The sequence below is a fragment of the Alkalilimnicola sp. S0819 genome, assembly GCF_009295635.1.
Classification (GTDB): Bacteria; Pseudomonadota; Gammaproteobacteria; order Nitrococcales; family WHIW01; genus S0819.
On the sequence record NZ_WHIW01000047.1, the window covers coordinates 1 to 583 of the forward strand.

At 62.8% G+C, this 583-nt stretch carries 1 protein-coding gene; it reads left to right on the top strand.

The features are described from left to right. The coding region (locus GBG68_RS13925; RefSeq protein ID WP_152148393.1) for an IS5 family transposase at positions 1 to 583 on the top strand (583 nt) is incomplete at both ends.

Consider the following 583-nt stretch of genomic DNA (forward strand, 5'->3'; position numbering starts at 1 on the left):
AATCGGCGCCGGATGCGACCACCTTGCTCAAGTTTCGCCGCTTGCTGGAGCGCCAAGGGCTCACGCGGCGGATCTTCGAGACGATCAACGGCCACCTGGCCGAGCAGGGCCTGATGCTGCGCGAGGGCACCATTGTGGATGCGACCCTCATCGCCGCGGCACCGTCGACCAAGAACCGGCAGAAAGCGCGTGATCCGGACATGCACCAGACCAAGAAAGGCAACCAGTACTACTTCGGCATGAAGGCGCACATCGGCGCCGATGCTCATTCGGGTCTGGTGCATTCTCTGGTGGGCACGGCGGCGAATGTGGCCGATGTGACGCAGACCCACCAATTGCTGCACGGCGAAGAGTCGGATGTGTTCGGTGACTCGGGCTACCAGGGCGCGGGCAAGCGCGAAGAGAACCGCGAGCGGACCGTGAACTGGCGTATAGCCATGAAACGCAAGCAGCGCAAAGCCATCCCGAACACCGCTATGGGCCGCACGCTCCAGGCCATGGAGCGGGTGAAGGCTGGTATCCGGGCGGTAGTGGAGCATCCGTTTCATGTGGTCAAGAATCTGTTTGGCCACCGCAAGGTGCG